This window comes from Neobacillus kokaensis (assembly GCF_014656545.1).
GTDB lineage: Bacteria > Bacillota > Bacilli > Bacillales > Cytobacillaceae > Neobacillus > Neobacillus kokaensis.
On the sequence record NZ_BNDS01000010.1, the window covers coordinates 37156 to 62509 of the forward strand.

22 protein-coding genes are annotated in these 25354 nt (G+C 41.1%); 21 read left to right on the top strand and 1 reads right to left on the bottom strand.

The window, feature by feature from the left end; all coding sequences use genetic code 11:
* The first annotated feature begins 86 nt into the window (after nt 1-86).
* The 11 genes from IE222_RS12865 (at nt 87) to IE222_RS12915 (ending at nt 10164) form a co-directional block, all read left to right on the top strand.
* A complete protein-coding gene (locus tag IE222_RS12865) occupies nt 87-662 on the top strand; it encodes a branched-chain amino acid aminotransferase (RefSeq protein WP_191273412.1) in 576 nt (191 codons plus the stop codon).
* Between the two features lie 36 nt (nt 663-698).
* Nucleotides 699-1466 (top strand): cobalamin-binding protein, encoded by a 768-nt coding sequence (locus IE222_RS12870; protein WP_191273414.1) that lies wholly within the window; start codon nt 699-701, stop codon nt 1464-1466.
* Between the two features lie 161 nt (nt 1467-1627).
* Nucleotides 1628-1927 carry a rhodanese-like domain-containing protein gene (locus IE222_RS12875; protein ID WP_191273415.1) on the top strand — a complete coding sequence of 100 codons (300 nt, stop codon included), beginning with the start codon at nt 1628-1630 and terminating at the stop codon, nt 1925-1927.
* Nucleotides 1928-2144: 217 nt separating this feature from the next.
* Nucleotides 2145-2372, top strand: a complete 228-nt coding sequence (locus IE222_RS12880; RefSeq protein WP_191273417.1) for a sulfurtransferase TusA family protein — start codon at nt 2145-2147, stop codon at nt 2370-2372.
* Between the two features lie 314 nt (nt 2373-2686).
* Nucleotides 2687-3691, top strand: a complete 1005-nt coding sequence (locus tag IE222_RS12885; protein WP_191273419.1) for an ABC transporter substrate-binding protein — start codon at nt 2687-2689, stop codon at nt 3689-3691.
* A 14-nt stretch (nt 3692-3705) separates the two neighbouring features.
* Nucleotides 3706-4578: an ABC transporter permease gene (locus IE222_RS12890; protein WP_223282686.1), complete on the top strand. Its 873-nt coding sequence runs from the start codon at nt 3706-3708 to the stop codon at nt 4576-4578.
* Nucleotides 4579-4586: 8 nt separating this feature from the next.
* Nucleotides 4587-5381 (top strand): ABC transporter ATP-binding protein, encoded by a 795-nt coding sequence (locus tag IE222_RS12895; protein ID WP_191273683.1) that lies wholly within the window; start codon nt 4587-4589, stop codon nt 5379-5381.
* Nucleotides 5382-5502: 121 nt separating this feature from the next.
* Nucleotides 5503-6168: a hypothetical protein gene (locus IE222_RS12900; RefSeq protein WP_191273425.1), complete on the top strand. Its 666-nt coding sequence runs from the start codon at nt 5503-5505 to the stop codon at nt 6166-6168.
* 156 nt (nt 6169-6324) lie between these two features.
* The gene (locus IE222_RS12905) at nt 6325-7977 is read left to right on the top strand and encodes a helix-turn-helix domain-containing protein (protein WP_191273427.1); all 1653 of its coding nucleotides are present in this window, start codon (nt 6325-6327) and stop codon (nt 7975-7977) included.
* Nucleotides 7978-8066: 89 nt separating this feature from the next.
* The gene (gene hisC, locus IE222_RS12910) at nt 8067-9215 is read left to right on the top strand and encodes a histidinol-phosphate transaminase (protein ID WP_191273429.1); all 1149 of its coding nucleotides are present in this window, start codon (nt 8067-8069) and stop codon (nt 9213-9215) included.
* The gene (locus tag IE222_RS12915) at nt 9178-10164 is read left to right on the top strand and encodes a C-terminal binding protein (protein ID WP_191273431.1); all 987 of its coding nucleotides are present in this window, start codon (nt 9178-9180) and stop codon (nt 10162-10164) included. The genes hisC (IE222_RS12910) and IE222_RS12915 overlap by 38 nt, the downstream gene beginning before the upstream one ends.
* A 434-nt stretch (nt 10165-10598) precedes the next feature.
* Here the strand turns inward: IE222_RS12915 and IE222_RS12920 are convergent, their stop codons facing one another.
* A complete protein-coding gene (locus IE222_RS12920) occupies nt 10599-11915 on the bottom strand; it encodes a Na+/H+ antiporter family protein (RefSeq protein ID WP_191273433.1) in 1317 nt (438 codons plus the stop codon).
* Between the two features lie 379 nt (nt 11916-12294).
* On the opposite strand from IE222_RS12920, the gene hisC (IE222_RS12925) reads away from it, so the two are divergent.
* The 10 genes from hisC (IE222_RS12925) to IE222_RS12970 all read left to right on the top strand — a co-directional run bounded on the left by hisC (IE222_RS12925) (nt 12295) and on the right by IE222_RS12970 (nt 25149).
* Nucleotides 12295-13407, top strand: a complete 1113-nt coding sequence (gene hisC / locus IE222_RS12925) for a histidinol-phosphate transaminase (protein ID WP_191273435.1) — start codon at nt 12295-12297, stop codon at nt 13405-13407.
* Between the two features lie 13 nt (nt 13408-13420).
* The gene (locus IE222_RS12930; RefSeq protein ID WP_191273437.1) at nt 13421-14413 is read left to right on the top strand and encodes a C-terminal binding protein; all 993 of its coding nucleotides are present in this window, start codon (nt 13421-13423) and stop codon (nt 14411-14413) included.
* Nucleotides 14414-14790: 377 nt separating this feature from the next.
* Nucleotides 14791-16161 carry an NAD(P)-dependent oxidoreductase gene (locus IE222_RS12935; protein WP_191273439.1) on the top strand — a complete coding sequence of 457 codons (1371 nt, stop codon included), beginning with the start codon at nt 14791-14793 and terminating at the stop codon, nt 16159-16161.
* A gap of 152 nt (nt 16162-16313) precedes the next feature.
* Complete coding sequence (gene preA / locus IE222_RS12940; RefSeq protein ID WP_191273441.1) at nt 16314-17600, top strand: NAD-dependent dihydropyrimidine dehydrogenase subunit PreA; 1287 nt, start codon at nt 16314-16316, stop codon at nt 17598-17600.
* A gap of 23 nt (nt 17601-17623) precedes the next feature.
* The gene (gene hydA / locus IE222_RS12945; protein ID WP_191273443.1) at nt 17624-19042 is read left to right on the top strand and encodes a dihydropyrimidinase; all 1419 of its coding nucleotides are present in this window, start codon (nt 17624-17626) and stop codon (nt 19040-19042) included.
* 158 nt (nt 19043-19200) lie between these two features.
* On the top strand, nt 19201-20676 hold the full coding sequence (locus tag IE222_RS12950; RefSeq protein WP_191273444.1) for an NCS1 family transporter: 1476 nt from the start codon (nt 19201-19203) through the stop codon (nt 20674-20676).
* 14 nt (nt 20677-20690) lie between these two features.
* The gene (locus tag IE222_RS12955) at nt 20691-20909 is read left to right on the top strand and encodes a hypothetical protein (RefSeq protein ID WP_191273446.1); all 219 of its coding nucleotides are present in this window, start codon (nt 20691-20693) and stop codon (nt 20907-20909) included.
* 52 nt (nt 20910-20961) lie between these two features.
* The gene (locus IE222_RS12960; protein WP_223282687.1) at nt 20962-22317 is read left to right on the top strand and encodes an aspartate aminotransferase family protein; all 1356 of its coding nucleotides are present in this window, start codon (nt 20962-20964) and stop codon (nt 22315-22317) included.
* 473 nt (nt 22318-22790) lie between these two features.
* On the top strand, nt 22791-23903 hold the full coding sequence (proB, locus tag IE222_RS12965) for a glutamate 5-kinase (RefSeq protein ID WP_191273450.1): 1113 nt from the start codon (nt 22791-22793) through the stop codon (nt 23901-23903).
* Nucleotides 23904-23907: 4 nt separating this feature from the next.
* Nucleotides 23908-25149 carry a glutamate-5-semialdehyde dehydrogenase gene (locus IE222_RS12970; protein WP_191273452.1) on the top strand — a complete coding sequence of 414 codons (1242 nt, stop codon included), beginning with the start codon at nt 23908-23910 and terminating at the stop codon, nt 25147-25149.
* Nucleotides 25150-25354 lie beyond the last annotated feature (205 nt).

Genomic DNA, 25354 nt, shown 5'->3' on the forward strand with positions numbered 1-25354 from the left:
CTTTTTTTATTTGTCAAATTTGCTTTTTCGTTAGAAAAAATACAATATAATATAGAAGAAAAGTGTAATTGAGGAGGCAACTAGACTTGTTAAAAGAGAAACTAGCACGATACATACAAACTGAAGAAGAGATTGTGTTATTTAAAGAAGAAAAAGATTATATTACAAAGCACCAATTAAGCGAGCTTCCTATTATTGAAAAGGAACCTGAAGTACGATTTACTGAGGCCTATATCGAACGCTGTGATAAAGAAACGGAAAACATGATTAGGAATGAATCATCGAGCTTCCTAACTCAGCCATTGGTGTATTTTTATAAACACAAAAATGAATTTGTTTACCTGGAATCCCAATGGTTCGACCTTGTTAACGTTGATGCGGTTTCCTTAGAATTGGATGATGTATTTGGTACATATGATGTGATGTTAGGATTAAAGCTGCAAAAAAAATACGGGCAAAAGATAAGGGATTTTTTGGAGAAGGAATTACAAGGTGAAAAAGCAAAATATGATTTAATATTTAATCAACAGGATGGTTTATGGGACTTAAATTTTGCTTTGAATTCTTTAGACGGGTTTGATGAAAACATGTCTATAGGTGAGGGGTTTCATCTCATTTATCGTTTCCTTTTTAGGCTAATGGAAGCGATGGAAGAAGAATAATTTTCAAAAGATAGAGAACAAGGGAGAGGTGCCGTTTTGCGCGTTGTTTCTTTATGTCCAAGTAATACAGAGATCATGGAGTATTTAGGGCTGACACATTTATTGATCGGGGTAGATGATTATTCAGATTGGCCGTCATCAGTTAAAAACTTGCCAAAATTGGGTCCAGATTTATCAATCAATATGGATTTAGTGGAACAATTGGAGCCCGATATGGTTCTTGCATCATTAAGTGTCCCCGGAATGGAAAAAAATGTTGAATCATTAAAAGAACGAGGCATTCCACATATTGTTTTAAATCCGCAATCGTTAAAGGAAATTGAGAGGGATTTGCTTAGAACGGCAGAAGTTCTTGGAGAACGAGAAAGAGGATTGAATGCTGTGGAACAATTTCGAGCAAGGCTTGAACAAGTGAAACAGCGTGCAGTAAAGGTTGAGCATTATCCTTCCTTGTATTGGGAATGGTGGCCAAAGCCAATTTTTACTCCGGGAAAAATAAACTGGCTCACTGAAATCTCTGAAGCTGCCGGGGCGGTTAATATTTTTCAAGATGTCGAGTTAGCAAGCGTCCAAACCGATTGGGAGGATGTTCTCCGCCGTAAACCTGATTATATTTGTCTCGCTTGGGTCGGAGTACGGAAGGAAAAAGTGCAAAAGAGCATTGTAACAAAGCGTGCTGGTTATGACAGCCTGGGGTATCCAAGCGATGAACGAATATTTATTTTGGAAGAAGAGCTTTACTGCCGCCCCTCACCAAGACTCCTTGAAGGACTGGAAAAATTGGTTAAGTTAATACATGGATAAGCCTTTGCTTTGAGCAAAGGCTTTTTTTAAAATTATAAAGGCTTTACAAAATACCCTTATAGGTATACAATAAGATTTGTAATAAAAAACTAGATTTTTTTATCTGAAATAATACCTATAAGGGTATAATTCAAAACAACCAATATAGGAGGAATTTATATATGAAAAAAATTACAGCCAAAGAAGTAGAGCAACGACTAGAAAATGGAGAAGAATTAAATATAATTGACGTACGAGAAGTTGCCGAAGTGAATACGGGAAAAATCCCCACTGCAGTAAACATTCCATTAGGATTAGTGGAATTTAAAATGCCTGACCTTGATAAAAAAATACCATACATTATCGTTTGCCGTTCCGGTGGCAGAAGCGGACAGGCGACACAATTCTTAGAAAGCTATGGATTCAATGTCACCAATATGGAAGGCGGAATGCTGGTTTGGGAAGGCGAACTGGAATTTTAAAAAAGGGTGTGAAATCTATATGGACAAAGATGATAAAAAAACGGTCGATTGCACAACAACTGGTTCTTGAGGCATAAATCGTACAAAAACGTCTGGTTCTAAAGGAAAAACAGCTAAACTGCCAATCCCAATATGACCAGGGACGTTTGTCTGGCTCCTGGCAGGAGTCATTTATATTGTAGTAAAAATTTTTAGCTAAAATAGGAGGAAATAAAAAATGACTGCAGATAAGTTTTTAGACGCAAAAGGTTTAGCTTGTCCGATGCCAATTGTCAGAACCAAGAAGGCGATGGACGAACTTGAAAAAGGTCAAATTTTAGAAATTCACACAACAGACAAAGGTTCGAAAAATGACCTAACCGCCTGGGTGAAATCAGGCGGACATGATTTAATGAAAATTGAAGAAGATGAAAATCTATTTAAATTTTGGATTAAAAAAGGATAAATAATAGCAGCTCTTCTAATTTCACATTAGGAGGGCTTTTTTCATGAGGTTAACAAGACAACCGTAGTGAAAATATTTATTTTCTTGTATAGATTTTTAACCTATATATTAAAATTGCCTTTTTTTTAAACAAGATATTGTATAAATAGGATAGAATATTTCAATTATTCAAATAAAAGTAACAATCTTAACAAAAGAAGGAGGGGCAAAAAGAAGGGGAACAATCTTTCAAATGATCATCAGCGCGATATCCACCTAGAGTATAGCAATCCTCATTGGTAAGGCTTTAAAACCAAATAATAGGAGGAAATACAATGAAAAAAGCTGGATTTTTAGTATTCTTAAGCTTGTTATTAATGCTGGCAGGATGTTCTGGACAAACGAGTACTGATGGTCAAAAGAAAGAAGCTAAAGGCGAAAAAACGGCAGCAATATCATTAGGTGTAGCAACATGGGTGGGATATGGTCCATTGTGGATTGCTGAGGAAAAGGGGTTCTTTACAAAGAATGGTGTAGATGTCACATTAATGAAGATGGAAAGTAATACTGACAGGAGAACAGCACTTGCCGCAAACCGAATTCAAGGATTTGCTTCAACAGTTGATACACATGTCGTTTCAGCTGCAAGTAATGTAGATGTTGTTCAAGTAGTCGCCTTGGATGAATCTCATGGCGGTGATGGTATCGTTGCAAAAAAGGAAATAAAAAGCTTAAAAGATCTTAAAGGTAAGAAGGTAGCGGTGCAAACTGATGGAGGAGCAAGCTTCTTCTGGTTCCTATATTTATTAAAACAAGAGGGGATCGACTTTAAAGATATTGATGCTCAGAACATGACAGCTGGAGATGCAGGTGCTGCGTTTGTTGCTAATAAGGTAGATGCTGCAGTAACATGGGAGCCTTGGTTAACAAAAGCTAAGAACACAAAATTTGGAAGCGTTCTTATGACAAGCGATGTCTCTCCTGGGGTGATCACCAGTACAATTGCCATGCGAAGAGACTTTGTTAAAGAAAATCCGAAAGCAGTGAAGGCCTTAGTTAAATCTTGGTTTGAAGCGATGGAATTCTATAAAACGAATAAAGAAGAAGCATTAGAGATTATGGGAAAAGCAATGGGGCAATCGCCTGCAGAGCTGGAAGAATCTTTAAAGGGAATCCGCCTTTATGATGAGGAAGGAAACAAGAACATCTTCGGCACTAAAGAGCAGCCTGGAGAATTGCATAGTCTTACGAAGCTTGGTGCTGAATTTTGGAAGGAACAGAAATTAATCGACCATGAGCCTAATGTTGATGAACTTATTGACTATTCATTCGTGCAATAAAGGAGGGGATGCTAGTGGAAAAAGCGGCAAAGACCGAGGAAATCGTTAATCATCCAGCAATTCTTTCAAAACAGAAGCTGGGAAGCGGGACTCGTAAAAGCAGAAACTGGCTCCAGCCACAGGCAGCCATTCCGCACAGATTATATGTAGGCATTAGTATATCAAGTATTGTCCTTTTATTTGCTGTTTGGTCGTTGTTAACATACACCGGAATGGTAGATCCGCTTTTCTTGCCTACCCCTGTAGAAATAGTTCATTCGGGAATTACCTTGTTTACAGAATATGGATTTATTAATGATATCGGGATTACCATTTACCGTGTACTGGCAGGTTTCCTGATTGCAGTTGTGATTGGCTTGCCGCTTGGTATTTTAATGGGAACATTTAAAGTTGTGGAAGCCTTTTTTGAACCAATGATTTCTGCGATCCGTTATATGCCGGCGTCTGCCTTCATACCATTATTCATTTTGTGGATTGGTGTAGGTGAGCTTGAGAAAATTACGATTATCTTTGTCGGTTCATTTTTTTCATTAGTGTTAATGGTTGCCGTTGAGGTTGGAAACGTTCGCCGTGAACTGTTAGAAGCTGCCTATACCCTTGGCAGATCAAAATTGGGTGTGCTGCGCTCTGTCATACTTCCCGCTTCACTTCCTGGAATTATGGAAATTCTCCGGCTAATTCTTGGTTGGGCATGGTCTTATATTATTGTTGCTGAACTTGTAGCTTCTGCTTCAGGGATCGGCAGCCTCATTCTAGAATCACAGCGGATGCTGAAGACAGGGAATATCATTTTTGGGATTGCGACAATTGGCGTGCTTGGATTACTCTCTGATATAATTTTGAAAATCTGTATTAAGAAAGCGTTCCCATGGCATTATGGAAGGTGATGAAGCTGATGAGTAAACCAAAACTGGAGATTAAAAGCGTAACAAAGGTTTTTGCCGGAAATAAAAATCGAGCTAATGTGCTTGCACTGGATCAGACAAACTTAACCATTATGCCGAACGAATTTATCACTATCCTTGGACCATCTGGATGTGGGAAATCAACCCTGCTTCGGATTGTGGCGGGTTTGGAAGAACAGACTACAGGGGATGTCTTTCTTGATGGTCAAGAACTGTTTGGACCTTCCTCTAATCGCGGTATGGTGTTTCAAGCCTATTCGTTATTTCCATGGCTGACGGTTGAAGAAAATATTCAGTTTGGTCTAAAAACAAAGGAAATTGGGGCAGGAGAGCGTAAAGAGATTGTGAGGAAATACATTGAGCTTGTTCAATTAGAAGGTTTTGAAAAGCATTATCCAAGACAGCTTTCTGGCGGGATGCAGCAGCGTGTAGCAATTGCAAGGGCACTGGCAAATGACCCAGAGATCCTCCTTTTGGATGAACCATTTGGAGCTCTTGACAATCAAACACGTACATTGATGCAGGAGCTATTGCTTGAGATTTGGGAGAAATCACACAAAACGGTCCTATTTATTACGCATGATGTAGAAGAATCCATTTATTTGGCCAATAGGGTGGTCGTTATGACATCCAGACCAGGAAGGATAAAGGCGGATATACCGATTGAACTTGAGCACCCACGTCCATACAGCATCAAAGTAGAGCCCAAGTTTTTAGCATATAAGGAACAGCTTACTGAACTAATTCGTGAAGAAAGCTTAAAGGCCATGATGGAAATAAAATAGCAGAATAATAAATGAAGATAAAAATGTGATATATATCATAAGAATAGCTACTTACACAAATGATGGCCGCACTATATAATTATGAATAATCAGAATATTAAATATTATTGGAGGGTTTATAATGGCAGCGATTACACATGAAGAATTTTGTACCGAATTTAGAGCAATTAAAGAAGAGCTAAAGGTGTATGCCCATGATAAGGCATACAAATTTTGGACACGCGAAGATCTTACCCAGCATGAGGTATTTACGGCAATCGAACAGCGCGTCTGGCTTGAAATCGCTTACGTATTCTTCCTAGGCAAACAAATCAATGACTACTGGAAGGAATTCGAACGTACAACAGTAACAGCATTGTGCAAGCATATGTGGGAGGAAGCTCATCATTATGAAATTATTTGCCGGGTGCTTGAGAAGCATGGTTATACAGCCCCAACAGAACCGCCAAAAGAGCATCTTGGATGGGAGAATCTTCACTGGGAAGCACTTGGAAAAGACCGCGCCTGTGCAGTAGCAGTTTGGAATTGTTCCGAAACATCAACAACTACTACGCATGACATTGTTATTGAAAACTGTAAGCGAATCGGTCTGCCGGACTTGGCAAGATGCTATGAAACCATAAAAAAAGACGAAGAATTCCATGCTAGACTAGGAGAGATGATTGTTGAAAGATATGTAGTTACAGACCAGCAGCGTGAAAACGCCATTTGGGGAGCACGCCGCCTAAGGGAAGAAATGATGCATTATTATGACACCATTTATCCTGTTGCAAATGAAACAGCTTAAATGATAATGGAAAGCTTGAGCCAGGCGTAAAGTTGACGTCCTGGCTCAATTTGAAGCTTTAACGAAACAGGAATTTCTTTGAAAATAGCGAATTTGTATGGAATGGATTTTTATACTTTTCTTTAATCTAAACTCCGAAGCGAAAGATGTGGTTATATGAAAAATAGATTTCTTCTGACGACAGATGATAGAAACGTGATAGATCTGTTTCAGCAAATCATTCAAGATTATAAATTTGATTTTTTAATAGAAGAAGGAAATAAGCAGGATGTCGTAAAAGAGAACACATCACTCGCAAAAGAAACGGCAGTCCTGCTAGTTGACCTTGATAACATGACAAAATTGGCCCAGGATGTCATTCTACTACATTTAAATAATAGGAAGTTTACCACACCCGTTGTGATAATTAAAAGCCATTATGCCAATCAGGAAATGAGACTTCTGTTTAAGAATGGAGTTTTTGATTGTTTAACAAAGCCGCTAGACGAGGAAGTCGTTTATCGGCTGCTGCAGGAATTAAAGATGGAGATCTTACATTCTGAGCAGTTCATGCAGCAAAGAAGTGAAGATCCAAATAATATCATGTCATCTCTTAGGGTTAGCCTTATTTATAACTTACTTTATGGAAATATTAAAAACTCAAGGGAAATATGGAATCAAAGCCAGTTAATCGGCTTATCTACTGTACCAAACACAGCTATGGCTTTTCAAATTGACGATTTCTACTGGAAAAATAAAGATAAAAGTAAACAATGGCAGGATTTAGTTCGTAATGAAATTATTACGATTACCCGACAGTTTTTAAATAATAAACTTGATGAATGCCTGGCGATGGGAACGGCAGCGGATCAGTTTGCGATATTGCTTTCACTTCCGTTTCAGGATGAACATGCTGGCAATAAAAAGCTGGCTATGAAATTAGCTGTCGATACTAAAAATTATGTAAAAGAAAAAACCGGGTACAGCGTTACGATTGGAATTGGGAACTATTATGAAGATGTTAGAAATCTGCATTTCTCATACCAAGAGGCACGATATGCATTAAAGTATAAGTTCTTTATGGGACAGGATCTTGTCATCCATGTTGATAACAATGAGACGTTTACAAATGAATATGTCCTTCTGCCAAATCAGGAAGTGACGGCACTAGCGAATAAACTAATGGTAGCTGACCATACTGCTGTAAATAATAATATGAAGAATTTATTTCATAAAATGTCTTCCTATAAAAATGTAGATCCTGAAGTGTTAATCTTACAAATTTCTGAAATCGCCGCAATGCTGGCTAGAGCAGCTATTAATGGAGGCGCTAATCAAAAGGAAATTCACACAATCTTACGGGAATACACATCCCTCATTCACTATATTGAAAATTTACCGCAATTAGAGCAATGGCTGCGAGATATAATACACCGCTTTTTAGATTTGGTCGCAAATAATCATAACGATCACACCCTTAAATCTATACAGAAGGCGATGGAATATATCGAGGAGCATTTTTTAGAAGCTATTACACTGGAAAAAGTAGCAAGTCACGTCCATCTTAGCCCTACATATTTTAGCAGGATTTTCAAAAATGCTACAGGCAGCAATTTTGTTGAATATATTACCTATTTACGGATTGAAAAAGCGAAGGAACTGCTTAAGGACTTGAATTATACCGTTTATCAAATTGCCTTTGAAGTGGGATATAGCAATTCTCATTACTTTAGCCGTGTATTTAAAACCTTAGTTGGAAAAACACCAAGTGATTATCGTAATTCAATCTTAGTACCTTCCGGAATATCCACTGAAGGTTTTTCAAATTAACTAGAACATATGGAACGTTTTACTGCATTACCTAGAAAAGGTATTAGTGCCTTACTTGTAAAATCCTCCATTTAAGGAAGTGACTGATTTTGTCCAAAGAACACTGGCGCAGGAATGTTTCACTTTTAAAACCTTACATCCCAGGAATAGCAATTGAAGATGTGAAGCGGAAGCTCGGTTTGGAGGAGATCACCCGGCTTGCCTCTAACGAGAACCCATTTGGTCCATCCCCTAAAGCGGTAACTGCGATGCGGCTGGCTTTACTAGATAGCCAGCTTTATCCCGAATCATCCTGCAGGGCGCTGCGTGAAAAACTAGCAAGCTTGTTTGAGTTGAAACCTGAGCAATTTTTGATCGGAAATGGCGCAGATAATGTAATTTCGTTAATTGGAACAGCCTATATCAATCCTGGTGATGAAATCATCTATTGTACACCAACATTTCCTGCATATCGAACCATTACTTTACTAATGGGCGGTACTCCAATTGAGATTCCTGTTACGAAGAACCAAACCTATGACCTTGATCGGATTCTTGCTGCAATAACGGCGCAGACAAAGCTTATTTTTATCTGTAATCCGAATAATCCAACAGGAACGATTGTAGAAAACGGTCTGCTGGAATCCTTTTTGCAGCGAATTCCGCCGCATGTCATCGCAGTTTTAGATGAAGCCTATGTGGAATTCATTGAACAGCCGGGCTATCATACCGGAGTGGATTTTGTTAAGAAAAACTATCCGGTTATTTTTGTCCGGACGTTTTCCAAATTGTACGGCTTAGCAGGGACAAGAGTGGGCTATTGTGCAGCTAATTGTGACTTAATGAAACCGATTCTAGCTGTGCGCGAGCCGTTTGCTGTCAACCGTATTGCAGCTGCGGGAGCTTTCTCAGCGTTAGATGATGAGGATTATAAATTTACTATTTTACAAGAGAATAAACGTGAGATGGAGAAGCTTTCTAAAGAACTCCGAGCATTAGGGTATGATGTTACAGAGTCCCACGCTAATTTTTTATTTGTTGATATAAAAGGTGATGCAGTGGAACTGACTAACACACTTATGCGCGAAGGGGTATTAATTCGTCCTTGTATTGCATGGGGTCTCCCGCAGCATGCACGGATAACAATTGGAACCGCCGAGCAGAACGAGAGGCTGCTTACAGCATTACGAAAAATCATTGTGCCAAAGGAGAGAGAAAGAATTGAGAAATGGGAAAAATTTCGTTTGGATCTTAGATGACGAATGGAATGAGCATCATTTAGAAAGAAATATGTATCAAAATTATGGGATTGAAGTAAAAGTAACTCGTTCGGAAACACTTGATGTGGATCTACCGTTGTATGCCCCCTTTGCAGATGGAGTGGTAGCTCAGGTTGGGTTTCAATGTGGGGCTGATCTAATTGAAAAATTAAATTCTTGTAAAGTTATCTCCATCCCTGGAGTAGGTTTTAATCATGTTGACGTTGATGCAGCGACTAATAAGGGAATTGCTGTTTCAACGGTCCCTGATTATTGTGCTGAGGAAGTGTCCGATCATACACTCGCACTAATTCTTGCTGTTACACGCCGCTTGTCAGCTTACAATCGTAAAGTTAGAAATGGGAAATGGGATCCACTCGATACAATGCCTATTCACCGCTTCAGTTCAAGAACAGTCGGCCTCCTAGGATTTGGCAGGATCGCTAGGATGGTTGCGGAGAAGTTAAAGCCGTTTGGTGTTCGTATTTTAGTGCATGATGAGTATGTACCGGACGAAACGATGAGGGGGCTGGGGGTTGTTCCGGTTTCATTAGAAACCCTGCTGGAGCAATCGAATGTTCTCAGCCTGCATGTGCCATTAACACCGGAAACGAGAAATCTCATGAATTATGAACGCCTTTCCAAGCTGCCAAAGGGGGCCTTTGTGATTAATACTTGCAGGGGAGGGGTACTGAATGAGGAGGACCTTAGGCAGTTAATACTAGAAGGGCATATTGCTGGCGCTGGCCTTGATGTACTGGAAACAGAGCCTCCTGCAAAGGATTATCCGCTGCTTACGATGGAAGAGGTCTTAATCACACCGCATTCTTCTTATTTCTCAGAAGAATCGATTACAGAGCTAAGGACCAGAACGACGAAGGCGGCAATTGACGGAGTACTAGGCAATGAACTGCCATATGCTTTGAATTTGAAAAAAATTAACATTTGATAGAATCAGACGGGGGCTTTCCAGTAGGACTGGAAGGCCTTTAATTGTTTGTGATGTGCCCTAGTCCATTTGACCAGTACCCTTGCAACTATCGGATTTTGGTCACTTAGAAGAACTCTACGTAACCTTTACCTCCGTTATTTTCGATCTGGGGGCACATACAAGTACCCTACGTGACCTTCGCCTGTGCTATTTTCTATCTGGGGGCACGTAGCAGGACTCTACGTGACCTTTACCTGCGGTATTTTTCAAACTGGAGCTATGTAAAAGGACTCAACGTGACCATCCGAAATCAACTAATTGAATTGATGTATGTTCAACAGCTCTACGTGACTGAAGAGCACAAAAACTATGAGGTAAGGGAACGTAGCCGCAACATCATAAAAGGGAAGCAGAAAGATTCTGCTTCCCCGTTACCTTTACATAATCTATTACTATAGTACAAACGCAGCAATCAGCCCAAAGATAAATAACGGAATATTAAAGTGGATAAAGGTCGGTACACATGTATCCCAAATATGATTATGCCGCCCGTCAGCATTTAATCCAATTGTCGGGCCAATCGTACTATCAGATGCAGGTGATCCAGCATCTCCTAAGGCACTTGCTGTTCCAATTAACGCGGCTGTAGCTAACGGCGAAAAGCCAACCGCCATACATAAAGGAACGTAAACTGCTGCTAAAATCGGGATTGTTCCAAAGGAAGTACCAATTCCCATCGTAATCAAAAGCCCGATCGATAAAATAATAAAAGCGGTTAAAAATTTATTGTCGCCGATGATCCCTGATGTATGCGCTACCAAATCATCAATCGATCCGGTTTCCTTTAGAATAGTAGCATATCCTGCAGCAATTAATAAAACAAAAGCAATTGCTCCCATCATTTTCATGCCGTCATCAACAATTTCATCCCCCTTTACAAACGGGGCGACACGGCCTAAAAACATAGCGATAATACCAACTAGTGCTCCTAATGCTAGTGAATGTGTATAGATTTGGATACCAAGTGAGAGTAAAATGGCAATGATGGTTATGACATGCTTCTTATTAAAACGAATATCTTCTGAGGCGGCAGAAATTTCTAAGGAAGCAGGGGAATTTTCCAAATCTATTGGAATACCCAAATCTTTTTCTTTACGATAGGTGATAAAAATAGCGATTAATAATCCAACAATCATGCCAAGACCAGGAATAATCAAAGCGAGCGGAAGCTGTCCAACCGCAATGGTCATTCCATATTTTTTCATCTCACTGGCAATAATTTGATGGAACATTAAGCCATAACCAGCGGGAATGATAATATATGGTGCTTTCAATCCAAAAGTCAAGGCAGTGGCAACCGCACGACGATCAATTTTCATCCGGTCAAACAAATGAAGTAAAGGAGGAATCAGAATCGGGATAAAGGCAATGTGTACTGGAACTAAGTTTTGCGATAAACTCGATACTCCTGCAATTGCTAATAAAATGAAGGCACGTTTCCCTTTCATGAATTTTAAAAGCTTTTTTAATAGGAGACCGGTTATTCCCGAATATTTAATCATAACTGCGAAAACACCTAGCAAAATGACGCTTAAAGCAGTTTCTGCTTGTCCGCCCATCCCAGAAATTAGCATGCCCATCGTATCTAATAGGGATAATCCGCCGATAATACCTGCACTTAAAGCGGCTATTAGAATACTTAATAATACATTCACCCGCAGCATGCTTAATACGATCAAAAGTAGCACGGAAATAATAATTGCATACATAAATCGCAGCACCTCCTTATTTTCATTTTTTCAAACCTCTAACACTCTTGAAACGTCCATATTAGTTAAACAATAATTCCATGAATCCCTCCTTTTAATTGTGTCAATTTTGTGAATCTTCTTAATAGTAGCCTATCGTCCTATTTTCGGTAAGTACTCTTTTTTATGATTTACTATAAATTTTTAACACGGATATAGTGTTATCCAATAATTTCCTTAAATAATTTAATAGACTCATTTTTTATGTTTTTGTGGATTTTTTTGCTAATAGAGTGAAAATGGCTTTAGTTTTATTCTGAATATTGTGTAAAATACTAGTAAAATTAGTTTCTACTACAGTAGAACGACTTTTTACATAATAAACAGGGGAGGAATTACTTTGGCAGAAAATTTATGGCGCCATACTGTTAACCAATTAGATCCATATATCTCAGGACAGGCAGCAAAGGATGCGGAAAAACAAGCAGCATTAAAGGAAGTCTCTCGGCTTGCGACGAACGAAAACCCTCTCGGCCCATCACCTAAAGCAGTAGCTGCGATGCAGCAGGCGGTGTTGGATAGTCATTTTTATCCTGATTTGACGAGTCTAGAGCTTCGAAAAAAATTAGGTGGCTTGCATGGGATTGATCCGGAAAATTATGTAACCGGTAATGGAGCCGATAACATCATTACGCTTGTGATTGCTTCATTTGTCAATCCAGGGGATGAAGTTGTCTATTGCACACCTACATTCTCTGAATATCATAAAAACACATTGTTAGTGGGGGGAACGCCTGTCGAGATTCAAACGACAAGAGACCACAAGTTTGACCTTGAGGCTATTTTAGAAGCGATTAACGATAAAACAAAGTTAGTTATCATTTGCAATCCGAATAATCCAACGGGAACAATCGTTGCTGATTATGAGCTGCGAGCATTTTTCAGTCGTCTGCCGAAGCATGTTGTGGCGGTCCTTGATGAAGCGTATGGGGAATTTATTTCAATCCCGAACTATTCCACCGGGGTAGAATTTATGAAGGAGGGATTACCTGTCATCACAATCCGTACGTTTTCAAAATCATATGGATTGGCCGGAATGAGAGTTGGCTATGCATTTGCTAAGGATGAGTTCATTAGGCCGCTTCAGGCAGTGCGTGAGCCATTCGCTTGTAACAGGGTAGCTGAAGCAGGTGCCATCGCAGCCCTTGATGATGAAGAACATAAACAAAATGTTTTACGTTCGAATAAGAAAGAAATGGAAAAATTGATAAAAGAATTCCGTTCCCTCGGATATTCTGTAGAAGAGACTCACACAAACTTTTTATTTATTGATATGAAACAGGATACGAATAAACTTGCAGGCGAGTTGTTTAGCCAAGGGTTCATCATTCGCCCATGCGCCGTTTGGGGATTTCCAACCTTTGCTCGGATTAGTATTGGCACATCTGAACAAAACGACAGACTTATTCAAGCGCTAAAGGAAATCAGAAGCGGGGCAGCATCACAAGTATAAAGGGGGGACTCCGATGAGAAATGGAAAACATTTAGTTTGGATCCTTGATGATGAATGGATTGACCATAGTATCGAGAGAGAAATTTTTCAAAAAAAAGGATACGATGTGCATGTCAGCCGTTCCGGTACATTGGAGGAGGACCTGCCGCTTTATGCTCCCTACGCTGACGGAGTGATTGTACAAGTCGGATTTCCATGCGATGCCGAGTTAATTGAAAAATTAGACTCTTGCCGTATCATAACCGCTTCATCGGTTGGATACAACACAATTGATATCGAAGCAGCAACACGAAAAGGAATTAAGGTTACCCACGTACCGGAATTTTGTACAGAAGAGGTTTCAGATCATACGATTGCCCATATGTTAACGATAACAAGGAGATTTCCTGCTTATAATAAACAAGTAATGAACGGACATTGGGATCCTATGGATACATTGCCAATTCAGCGATTTTGCAACCACACGGTAGGACTTTTAGGTTTTGGAAAAATCGCCCGCCGGGTCGCTGAAAAATTGAAGCCATTTGGAGTTCGTATCATTAGTTATGCTCCAACTGCTCCTAAGGAAGTTTTCTCGAATTATACTGTGGAAGCGGTATCATTTGAACAATTACTAAAACAGTCCACACTTTTGAGTTTACATGTACCGCTACGCCCAGAAAATAGAAACATCATTTCCTATAAGCAGTTAAAAATGATGCCAAAAGGGGCTTTTATCGTCAATACCAGCAGGGGCGGATTAATTCATGAGGAGGACCTGTATCAAGCAATTGTCGAAGGACACATCGCTGGAGCCAGCCTTGATGTGTTATTAAACGAACCACCGGATCCAAACGATCCCTTGCTGCACTTAGATGAGGTATATGTGACACCGCATTCTGGTTATATTTCAGATGATGCACTAGCCGAATTAAAAGAGAAAACATGCCAGAATATTATTGACGGCATTGATGGCAGGCCATTAGTAAAAACCTTGAATCCTGAGGTATTAAATCATATAAATTAATAAAGAATTTTGGACTATACGACGTGTATAGTCCTTTTCGATTAAAGTGGGACTTTTTCAAAACTTTGTAAAAATTGTCGATATGTTTTTCTTATAAGTACAATATTTTTTTGCCGTAATGGATCATTTAGTGTAGTTAAGGTGGTTCATTTAGTAAAATCGCTGGCACCATGGTAATTTTGTTCCTTTCGCCATTGTTTTACAAAATCTTAAGACAAAGTATGGTAAATTATTGTAAGATTCAAAAAAGGGTACAAGAATTGTTCATCTCGCAAGTACATATGTAAAGGCTGGTGATTCTCCCACGAAAATAAAGCGGTTTCATTTAGCGAAAAAAGGGTTTTCTTCTCATTTTGACATTAAAGGAGGGTTTCTCTTTGGCAATAAAAAAACTGCAACGTATTTCCATTACCGATCTTGAAAAAAACTTTCAGGAGGTTGAACTCGGTTTAACCAGCAGAGAAGCGCTGGAAGAATCAAATCGCTGCCTCTATTGTTATGATGCCCCATGCATCAAGGCCTGCCCAACAGGCATTGACATTCCTGCTTTTATTAAAAAAATTGCCTCAGGAAATTTACTAGGATCTGCGAAAACCATTATGGCTGCAAACCCTGTCGGAGCAAGCTGTTCGCGGGTATGTCCCACGGAGGAGCTCTGCGAAGGAGCTTGTGTCCTTAATCATTCCACGAAACCAATCATGATTGGAAATCTACAAAGATATGCAACAGATTGGGCCATCCACACTGAAAAAACCCTCTTTGAACCTTGTGAAACAAACGGCCGGACAGTTGCAGTAATTGGCGGCGGTCCTGCTGGTCTATCTGCAGCCAGGGAACTGGCACGATTAGGCTATATTGTGACCATTTTTGAAGCTTCTGAAAAGGCCGGTGGTCTAAATACGTACGGAATTGTTTCATTCCGGCTGCCGCAAAGGATATCCTTTTGGGAAGTAAACCAGGTGGAAAAATTAAATGTCAAAATTCAAACAAACACCATCGTAGGTAGAGATATATCTGTTCAGGAATTGACGGACAGATTCGACCGGATTGTACTGGCGTCCGGAATGGGTCATGTTCCCAATCTTGGTATTGACGGGGAGGACCTTGATGGAGTTTATGATGCCATTGAATTTGTAAAAGCAACCAAAGGTGGGAAAGTGTCGGAGGATTTTGTCGGCAAGCGGGTTGTTGTCATTGGTGCTGGTAATACAGCGATTGATGGTGCCACTTGTTCCGTCCGGCTAGGTGCCGAAAATGTAAAAATACTCTACCGCAGAACTGAAGAAGAAATGACTGCTTATGACTTTGAATATGAATTTGCTAAGCAGGATGGGGTGGAGTTTCGTTGGCTGACGGCACCGAAACGAATAATCGGGGATAAACACGGAAAAGTGACCGGGATTGAATGCATCAAGATGAAGCTTGGTGAACCGGAAGCAGATGGACGCCGTAGACCGGTAGAGGTTGCAGGTTCGGAGTATGTTATACCCGTTGAGGCAGTGGTAAAAGCAATTGGTCAAACAAGGCATATGTCGTTGATTGAACAGCTTGGCATTGAGCATGACAGGGGAGTAGTAAGGGTTAATAAGGAAACCTTGCAAACCTCGGTTCCAACCATCTTCGCTTGTGGTGATGTGATTTTTGGCAAGGGGAAAGGCGAAGCAATGGTAGTTACCGCTGCGCAGCAAGGAAAAGAGGTAGCTTATGCAATTCATAGACAGTTTACAGCGGTTGAAACGATAAATTAAAACTAAAAGAATTAGTTTTGGCTATTTTTTTATAGTTTTGGTTAATTTTAATGATTATTTGGCTATTTTTTAAGTGGTTTTGGCTAATTAGACATTAATTGGAAAAAACGAGGCCGATTTTAAGTAATTATTTAGAAAAAGGGGGAAACAAAATGGCAGATTTACGTATTAATCTTGCCGGGATCAAATCTCCTAATCCGTTTTGGCTAGCGTCCGCACCGCCGACGAACTCCGGATATCAGGTACAGCGCGCTTTTGAAGCTGGCTGGGGAGGAGCGGTGTGGAAAACACTGGGCGATCCCATCTTAAATGTCACCTCCCGATTTGCCGCTATCAGTTTTAATGGGCAGAGGGTTGCTGGATTTAATAATATCGAGCTGATTACCGACCGGCCTCTCGATGTCAATCTGAAGGAAATCTATGAGACTAAGAAGAAGTATCCGAATCATGCTATTGTTGCATCTCTCATGGTGGAGCCAAAGCAGGAAAAATGGCATGAAATTGTTAAGCGGGTTGAAGATGTCGGAGTTGATGGGCTTGAATTAAACTTCGGCTGTCCACATGGAATGGCCGAACGGGGAATGGGATCGGCCTCCGGTCAGGTGCCGGAGCTGGTGGAGAAACAAACATATTGGGTTAAGGAAGCAGCGAAAACCCCTGTCATCGTGAAACTGACGCCAAATATAACCGATATTACCGCAACAGCTGAAGCAGCGGCAAAAGGCGGAGCTGATGCCATCAGCATGATTAATACGATTAATAGTTTAATGGGAGTCGACCTTGACACATGGAATACCATTCCACACGTAGCCGGGAAAGGGGCGCATGGAGGTTACTGCGGTCCGGCAGTCAAACCAATCGCTCTCAATATGGTTGCAGAATGCGCTAGACACCCGAATGTCAATATTCCCATTTCAGGAATAGGAGGGGTTTCCAATTGGCAGGATGCTGTTGAGTTTATGCTGATGGGGGCAACCGGGGTGCAGGTATGTACAGCAGCAATGCACCACGGATTCCGTATTGTGGAAGATATGATTGAAGGACTTAATAACTACCTGGACAGTAAAGGGATATCCGCAGTGACGGACATTATTGGTAAATCTCTGCCAAAGTACTCCGATTGGGGAGATTTGGACCTTAATTATAACATTGTCGCTAGAATCAATACCGATGTGTGTATAAACTGCAATAAATGCCATATTGCCTGTGAGGATACCTCGCATCAATGTATCGAAATGCTCACAGATATATCTGGAAAAAGCTATTTAAAGGTAAGAGAAGAGGATTGCGTCGGCTGTAATTTATGTTCGATTGTCTGCCCGGTAGATGGTGCCATCGACATGATTGAGACACCTCGAGAACTGCCTCCGATGACTTGGAATGAACGCCAATCCGTAATAAACGCGGCCACCCAGTGTAAAGCAGATATCACGAAGTAATTGTTAGGGGGAGGTTTTAATCTATGAAAAAAATTATTAAAAACGGAACTATTGTCACAGCATCAGACACCTATCAAGGCGAAATTTTAATAGAAAATGGGAAAATTACGCAAATTGGCGCCAATCTCAATGCAGCCGGTGCTGAAGTCATTGATGCTAAAGGATGTTTTGTTTTTCCAGGAGGAATTGATCCGCATACCCACCTTGATATGCCATTTGGCGGTACAGTTACTAAGGATGATTTTGAGTCAGGAACAATTGCCGCGGCCTTTGGCGGATCGACTACAATTATAGATTTTTGTTTAACAAATAAAGGGGAACCGCTAAAAAAGGCGATTCAAACCTGGCATGAAAAATCAAAGGAAAAGGCAGTCATCGATTACGGTTTCCACTTAATGATCTCAGAAATAAATGAGGATGTATTAAACGAGCTGCCGCAGGTGATCGATGAGGAAGGAATCACATCATTTAAAGTGTTTATGGCCTATAAAAATGTCTTCCAAGCTGATGACGAAACATTATTCCGTACGCTTGTGACAGCGAAGGAGCATGGCGCCTTAGTCATGGTCCATGCTGAGAACGGAGATGTGATTGATTATTTAACAAAAAAAGCATTAGCAGAGGGTAACACTACGCCAATTTATCATGCGTTAACGAGGCCGCCGGAATTAGAAGGCGAAGCAACGGGTAGAGCCGCCAATTTTGCAGGACTTGCAGGCTCACAGCTCTATGTTGTTCATGTATCCTGTGCTGAGGCGGTAAAGCAAATTGCCGAAGCTCGCAGCAAGGGATTTGATGTCTGGGGAGAGACATGTCCACAATATCTAGTTCTTGATCGAAGCTATTTAGAAAAGCCGAATTTCGAAGGGGCCAAATATGTATGGTCACCCCCTCTTCGCGAAAAATGGAATCAGGATGTCCTATGGAATGCGTTGAAAAGCGGCCAGCTGCAAACGCTTGGTTCCGATCAATGCTCCTTTGATTTTAATGGACAGAAGGACCTTGGTAGGGATGATTTCACAAAAATCCCGAATGGCGGTCCGATAATCGAGGACCGGTTGTCAATCTTGTTTTCTGAGGGGGTGAAGAAGGGGCGCATCAGCTTAAATCAATTTGTTGATATTACCTCTACTCGAATTGCCAAGTTATTTGGTTTGTTCCCGAAAAAAGGATCCATTGCTGTCGGAGCTGATGCGGACATAGTCATTTTTAACCCTAACGAGGAGCGAGTAATTTCTGCTGAAACACATCATATGGCAGTTGATTACAATGCCTTTGAAGGGATGAAAGTTACAGGAGAGCCCGTAAGTGTTTTGGTCCGCGGCGAATATGTGGTCCGTGATAAACAATTTGTCGGCAAACCTGGTTCAGGCCAATATTTGAAGAGGGCAAAATATAATTTGACAACACAGGAACCAGAAAATAAAACATTATCAATCTAGTTTATTAGCAAGCGATGACTGCTCTTCATTATTGAACACCTCCGGCAATTGCTTTGTTCGGAAAGCAATTGCTTCTTTTTAAAAAGAAAATGAGCGTCGGTTGTTTAGAGTTTTTTGGAAAAAAATTCTCGAATATTAAACCGAAATGGAGTGTTCAAATGAAAAAAAGCCATTTAAAATCACCAGAATTACTTCCTATTGCCCATAAGGACAGGAAAATTACGAAACTAGGATTTTCGTTCATGTGGGTGGGGATGTGCGTTCTTCTTGCCACCTTTGCAATTGGCGGTTCAGGTGTCATGACACTATCGCTTCCATGGGTGATTCTTGCCACAGTGATTGGAAGCCTTGCGATTGGCTTCTTCATATCATTAATTGCCGACATTGGGATTGAACATGGACTTTCATTTCCTGTATATATGCGGGCTCCGTTTGGTACGATTGGGACACATATACCTTCGATTACTCGTGGTGTTGCAGCTTCGATGTGGTTTGGTATTAACACCTATTTTGGTGCAACTGCCATGAATGGTATTTTAAATATTTTATTTGGCTTTGACAATTGGTTTATCTGCTACTTCTTATTTGCGATTGTGCAATTGGTCAATACCGCATTAGGCATTAAATCGGTAGAACGGTTCGCCGATATGGCAGCGCCTGTCATTATAATTATCTCGTTATGGATGTATTCATCTTTATCAGATAAAGCTGCGGCTGCCGGAAGAAGTGTTTGGAGCTGGGTGGAATCGCCTGTTACCGGAGGAGCCGCAGTTACCGCGTTTCTCGTTGTTATTTTTAGCAATATGGGCTTTTGGGCTACCTTAAGTGCTGATATTCCATCCATTTCACGTTTTATCAAAGCACCGGCAAATGAGAAAAATTGGTTTAAGAGAAACAAGGCCTCGTTAATCGGAAACCTAGTCGCAATGCCATTAACGCAGACATTTATGATTATTATCGGGGCGGTTGCTTATATCGCTGTATTAAATTATGACCCTGTTATTGCGTTACAAGAATCAGCAGGCGGATTTATTCTAGCTATCCTGCTTTTGATGATTGTTCTTGCCCAATGGTCCACAAATACAGCAGCAAATGTCGTTCCCGCAGCAACGATTTTCATCAATGTAGGGGGGCCAAGGTTCCCGTTTTGGGCCGGCGTTATTACCGCTGGGATTGTCGGGACCGTTGTTCAGCCTTGGAAGCTGTTTGGCGTTATTATTCCTATCCTCCTTTTTGTCGGAGGGATTCTTTCAGCCATTGTCGGCATCCTGTTCGCTGATTACTATTTGCTGCGCAAAAGACGGGTGAATGTTCCGGAATTATATGAGGACCACGGGCAGTTTAAATATGTCGGAGGTGTAAACGCAGCCGGATTTATCGCTTGGATTATTGGTGCCGCAGTATCGTATTTTGTTCTGGAATATGGTTTTGTGGCTGGTTTCATAATGGGAGCCGCAGTCTATTTTGTCCTTGCAAAATATTGGTGGTTTAAACGATTTCCACAGGCAGAAATTGAGGATCCAAGCGACGATAAATATTTAGGCATTTCCGTTGGCCGTGACTGGATCATTGATGGAGAAACAGCCTATCAGCCTGCTGTAAAAGAAGTACCGAATAATCTTGATCTTTCTTAAAAGGAGATGGACTAATGTCGGAATATCAACAATTTCTTTCAGAACGAGATAAAATTGACTTTTATATTCAAAAGGGTTATCGAATCCATCAGGTGAAGGAACATTTAAATGGTGCGACAGTGGAGTTTATCCATCCAAAGGGGAATGTATCAGAAACGTTACTGATTGGAAACGCAAATGCCCGGAAGTATTTTTCCAGCCTATTAATGAAACAAAAGCAGGCAGGGAAATAAATAGAAAGCATAAACATTCATGACGTATTCTTTGAATTGGAGGGAAAAGCTAGTGGTTCAAACGAATCGTTCACAAGACGCTCTCTATGAGAAAGATAATCAATATGTATGGCATGGAATGAGACCGCATAGTCCAAATGCTTCTATTGTTGCCGAGAAGGCAGAGGGTTCGTGGGTTACAGATGTCGACGGGAAACGTTATTTGGATGCTATGGCAGGGCTTTGGTGTGTAAATATTGGGTACGGCAGGACAGAACTCGCTGATGCTGCCTATGAGCAATTAAAACAAATGGCTTATTTCCCTTTATCAAACAGTCATGTCCCGGCCATTAAACTTGCGGAAAAATTAAATGATATGCTTGGCGGGGAATATGTCATTTTCTTCTCGAACAGTGGCTCGGAAGCAAATGAAACAGCCTTTAAAATTGCCCGCCAGTATCATCAGCAAAGGGGCGAGCCTAACCGCTACAAAATTGTTGCCCGCTACCGCGGATACCACGGAAATTCCATGGGAGCTTTAGCTGCGACAGGGCAGGCCCAAAGAAAATATCGATATGAGCCGCTTGCACCCGGGTTCATTCATGTTTCTCCGCCTGATTCCTATCGGGATGATACGGATGTCACGGATGCGAAGGAGCTGTCTTCCGTAAAAGAGCTAGATCGAACGATGACATGGGAATTAAGTGAAACGATTGCAGCCATGATTATGGAGCCGATTATTACCGGAGGCGGTGTCATTGTACCCCCGGATGGTTATATGAAGGCGGCGAAGGAAGTATGTGAAAAGCATGGAGCACTCCTGATTGTTGATGAAGTCATATGCGGCTTTGGCCGGACTGGTAAACCATTTGGATTTATGAATTATGGGGTTAAACCAGATATTATTACAATGGCAAAAGGAATAACTAGTGCCTATCTTCCATTATCCGCTACCGCAGTCCGTAAAGAGATTTATGAAGCATTTAAAGGCTCGGAGGAATATGATTATTTCCGTCATGTGAATACGTTTGGCGGAAATCCAGCAGCCTGCGCCCTTGCGCTGAAAAATATTGAGCTGATGGAAAAAGAAAATTTATTTGAGCGCTCCAGGGATCTTGGTGAAAAGCTTAGAATCGACTTAACCAGTTTGCTCCAAGACCATCCGTATGTTGGCAATGTCCGCGGCAAAGGTTTGCTTGTCGGCATTGAATTAGTCCATGATAAAGCTTCAAAGGAACCACTAGATACAGAACTCGTTAACAAGGTAATTTCCAGCTGTAAAGCAAAAGGCGTGATTATCGGTAAAAACGGCGCAACCGTTGCTGGTTATAACAATATCCTTACCTTAGCCCCGCCATTAAGTATTGATCAAAAGGATTTGAACTTTTTAGTGAAAACATTGACAGAGGCACTTGATCAAATAAAGTAACAATTGGAAAAATCGAGTACTTATTCGGTTCCTCGATTCTTCCGATTTCCGCGGATTCTTGCTCAATTTTGCCAATATGAGGCTGAATTCCGTGGAATTATCCATTATTTCCGCTACACTCTACGTTCCTCCTTTTTTAATTTTCGAATAATTGTATTGACAACATCGCCAATTCTAAGGATAATCAAAGGTAATAAAAAATTGGAATGGTATGGGACTAGTAAATTTGTGGAACGTTTTAGAGAGTGAAACCCAGCGGCTGAAAGGTTTCTCACGGAAAGCTGATTGAACCTGCCCTTATGAAACCTGCTTATGCAAACATAAGCCGGCATGATACCCACGTTACGGGTTCGAGAGGATGTCCATCAACAGGGCATCAACAAAGGTGGTACCGCGGAAACGATTCTTCCGTCCTTTATATAAGGACAGAGGAGTCGTTTTTTTATTTATCAAAAGAAGAGGTTTGATGATGTATGAAGAAACAACTGGTGGTTGTGAAAATTGGCAGCAGTTCGCTGACAAATGCCTGCGGAACAATTTGTGAAGAGAAAATCCAGGAACACGTAGACGCACTTTCCTATTTAAAACAGCAGGGTCATGATGTGATCTTAATTTCATCGGGGGCTGTGGCCGCAGGGTTTCATGCTCTAGGATATCCGAACCGCCCGAAAACAACTGCCGGCAAGCAAGCAGCAGCTGCTGTTGGGCAGGGACTTTTGATGCAGCATTATAATCAGCTATTTCAACAATTTGATATCGTCCCAGCACAAATATTATTAACCCGGGAGGATTTTTACAGTCAAACGAGATTTCAAAACCTTTATTCCGCAATGTCGGAATTGCTGCACCGGGGAATGCTGCCGATCATTAATGAAAATGATTCAGTTTCCATTGAAGAGTTAACGTTCGGTGATAATGACATGCTGTCAGCTCTTGTAAGCGGCTTTTTACATGCTAATGCACTGATTATTTTAACAGATGTAAATGGACTTTACGACGGAAATCCAAAAGTATCAAAAGAGGCGAAGAAATATCATTTTATTGCCGAAGTGACTGACAAGCTTCTTGGCATTGCCGGTGATACGGGATCTTCTGTCGGTACGGGCGGGATGAAGTCGAAGCTTTTAGCAGCGAAAAAGGCTTTATCGCTTGGAGTAAGTGTGTTTGTTGGTTCAGGTTCAGGAAAGGAAAAACTGGTTGATATTTTGGCAGGAAAAGGGGATGGAACCTATATTGGCGGACCGTTCCATACTCAAATGCAAATGCGTAAGCAGTGGATTGCCTATCATTCTCAAGTCGGTGGGGTCATTGAGATTGATGAGGGTGCCGAGCAGGCAATTGTTCAGAAGGGGAAAAGCCTGCTGCCGGTTGGTGTGACGAATGTGATTGGAGAGTTTAATGCTTTGGATGTGGTTGAGGTTCGTAACCAAAAGGGAAAAATCATTGGCAAAGGGCAGATTTATTTTTCCGCAAAAGATTTAGTTAAAGTGAAGGGGCTGCCAAGCGCCAAAACGAAAGATTTTTCGATTAATAAAAAAGCAGAAGTCATCCATCGCGATAATTGGGTGAGTTTACGAGAGGGGTAAAAGTATGAGTGAATTGTTACAAAAAGCCAGTAAATTAAAAAAAGCTTCGAAACAGTTGGGCATCCTTTCAGCTGAGGAAAAAAATACTGCTTTGCTGCAAATGGCTGAGCAGATTGCAAAAGAAAAAGAATGGATCATTCGCGAAAATGAAAAGGATATTCGGACTGGCAAGGAAAATGGGATGTCGGCGTCACTTTTGGATCGGCTGCTGCTGACAAGTGAAAGAATCGATCAAATTGTCGAGGGTGTCCGGCAGGTCGTGGCATTGGAAGATCCAATCGGGGAAATACTCGAGGCATGGGAGCGGCCAAACGGCTTACATATCCAAACTGTTCGCGTTCCGCTTGGTGTTATTGGAATGGTATATGAAGCGCGGCCGAATGTGACTGTGGATGCAGGAAGTCTTTGCCTAAAGGCAGGGAACGCGGTGCTGCTCCGCGGAAGCACCTCCGCACTGCATTCCAATAAAGCACTTGTTGGTGTCATGCGGAAAGCATTGGCGGAAACAGCTATTCCTGAAGATGCTGTACAGCTGTTAGAGGATACCAGCCGGGAAACAGCTTCACAAATGTTTAGGCTGAATCAATATTTAGATGTACTTATTCCACGCGGCGGGGCAGGCTTAATTCAATCGGTCGTTCAGAATGCAACCGTTCCTGTACTGGAAACTGGTGTCGGTAACTGCCATATTTTCATTGATCAAATGGCTGGTAAAAAAATGGCGATTGATATTGCAGTTAACGCAAAGCTCCAGCGTCCATCTGTTTGTAATGCAATTGAAACGGTGCTTGTTCATAAAGAATGGCCATATGTGTCGGAGCTTTTGAACACTCTTCATGAAAAAGGTGTTGAGCTGCGCGGGAATGAGGAACTAGCTGCTAGCTATTCATTTGTGAATCCAGCGTCGGATGAAGACTGGGCATGTGAATATTTGGCACCGATTTTAGCGGTAAAACTCATTGGGGATGTTTATGAAGCGATTGACCATATCGATCAATATGGTACGAAGCATTCCGAAGCGATTATTACTGAAAATGCTGAAAATGTCCGGTTATTTTTCCAGTCTGTTGATGCCGCGGTGTTGTATCATAATGCTTCAACTCGTTTTACCGACGGCGAGCAGTTTGGCTATGGCGCGGAAATCGGCATCAGCACACAAAAGCTTCATGCCCGCGGCCCAATGGGATTGAAAGCTATCACAACAACAAAAGCAATTGTTCAAGGAACCGGACAAATTCGCGGATAAAACTCCTTCTTTTGAAGGGGTTTTTTCTTTAAAAAATTTTAAAAAAATTATGGAGAAGCTGCATTGATTTTGACCGAGCTTGATGTTGGAGGAGAACTTCATAGTTATTTTTACCATAGTGACCCCAAACTAGCTGACTAGGGGCAAAATAAGAGGCTGATTTTGATTGAACTTAGTAAAAAAAGAGGGATGCGGGCAGAATAAC